This is a genomic window from Cupriavidus mimosae, from assembly GCF_023952485.1.
GTDB classification, from domain to species: Bacteria; Pseudomonadota; Gammaproteobacteria; order Burkholderiales; family Burkholderiaceae; genus Cupriavidus; species Cupriavidus taiwanensis_C.
On record NZ_JALHRY010000097.1, the window covers coordinates 1 to 899 of the forward strand.

Annotated in this window: 1 protein-coding gene; it reads left to right on the forward strand. The window is 62.0% G+C overall.

Going from position 1 to position 899, the window contains the following annotated elements; all coding sequences use genetic code 11:
• Positions 1 to 250: 250 nt before the first annotated feature.
• Positions 251 to 899: IS110 family transposase (locus tag MKD50_RS30480; protein WP_252669772.1), on the forward strand; the 649-nt coding region annotated here is incomplete at its 3' end.

An 899-nucleotide genomic window follows, 5' to 3' on the forward strand; every position in this document is an offset into this window, starting at 1 on the left:
GTAACCGGCATGATAGGAACCGGTGCCCTTCCTCTCCTCACCGTGTAACTTGGTGTATGGTTCGACCATCCGGGACAGGGGCACCGGGGAGCACTTCGGGTGGGCAGGCCGTTCATATACGTTGAGCTGCGAGCTCGTGTTAGTAGTTGGCCGCCCCTGCGACCCGCCCGGTTGCGCTGCGAGCGCGAATCCGTAGTTGTCGTGCTGTCCCACCGGCTCCCATTTGCGATGTTTCCCATGGGAGACGCCAATGCGAGTGATAGGACTGGATGTATCGCGATCGGTGGCCGAGATCGCCTATTTGGAGAATGGCCGGCTACGCGCCGGCGGGCGCGTCGGACTGCGACGCGACGAGCTGGAACACTTTGCTGCCAAGCTAAAGCCCGACGACCACGTGGTACTCGAGGCGACCGGCAACACGATCGCCATCGCGAACGTGCTGACAGGTCATGTCGGCAAAGTGATTGTCGCCAACCCGTTGCAAGTCCGCCTGATCGCAGAAGCGCGCGTCAAGACGGATAAGATCGATGCCGCGATCCTTGCGCAACTCTATGCGAGTGGCTTCCTGCCCGAGGTGTGGATTCCAGACGAGGCCACGCAAGCGATGCGACGGCAGGTGTCGCGCCGCGCCCAGATCGTGCGGCAGCGGACGCGGCTCAAGAATGAGATTCACGCTGTCCTTGCCGCACATCTCATCGCACGGTGTCCTGCGACAGACCTGTTTGGCAAGAAAGGGCGGGCCTGGCTGAGCCTTCAGCCGCTACCCATGGACGAGCGCATCGGGATTGACCAGCGGTTGCATGAGCTCGACAGGCTGGCAGAGAATCTGCAGCAGGTTGAGCGCGTCCTGGCCCAATCCGCTATTCAGGACGACAGGCTGCGCAAGCTGCTGACCATCA